Origin of the sequence: Cysteiniphilum halobium, assembly GCF_003574425.1 — a bacterium.
GTDB classification, from domain to species: Bacteria; Pseudomonadota; Gammaproteobacteria; order Francisellales; family Francisellaceae; genus Caedibacter; species Caedibacter halobius.
In genome coordinates this window covers 1-579 of sequence record NZ_QLIU01000140.1, presented here as the reverse complement: position 1 = coordinate 579, position 579 = coordinate 1, and the positions used below count along the sequence as shown (strand labels likewise).

The 579-nt window shown below is 33.7% G+C and carries 1 protein-coding gene; it reads right to left on the bottom strand.

The features are described 5' to 3' along the window. Positions 1-198: 198 nt before the first annotated feature. Positions 199-498 (bottom strand): polyhydroxyalkanoate synthesis regulator DNA-binding domain-containing protein, encoded by a 300-nt coding sequence (locus DNK85_RS11310; protein ID WP_162896710.1) that lies wholly within the window; start codon positions 496-498, stop codon positions 199-201. Positions 499-579: the final 81 nt, after the last annotated feature.

Below are 579 nucleotides of genomic sequence, written 5' to 3'. Positions count from 1 at the left end.
CCTATTAGCGTAAAACATCGGAAAATTTTAAGCCTTTTTAGAACTTTTTACATTATCCCAAGATGTTTGCCAGCGATCAATATTCTCTCTTGCTGTAGTATTAAAGTAGACGCTTTGTGTCATTGCAGTATTTAATTTTTTGGTAATGGCTTCAGTTGCATGTTTTTGCCCTAAATACAGATCCAGCTTTTTGTTAAATCACATCACTAGTGTATTTTGCATATCTGTGCCATAAGATTTAATAATCTGCGCCAAAAACTCATTACTAAACATCTGTCTTGGGCTGCTTTCCTCAATATCATTGATGATCTGCATTAATACGCTACGCGTAATATCTTTACCACTTTTATTCTCAACAACGACAACATTTTCATGCTCAATAATTAGCTTATGCACACCTTCTGCGGTGATATAGCAACTATTTTGCGTATCATACAAGCGTCGATTAGGATATGTTTTAATGAGCCTGACTCTGGCTTTATCGTATTGCTTTTCCATGAAAAAATTCCCATCATCTAGCAAATTTACTTGAATGCAGTGTAACATAAATTACTTATTATCAATATATGAGAAAAGAAA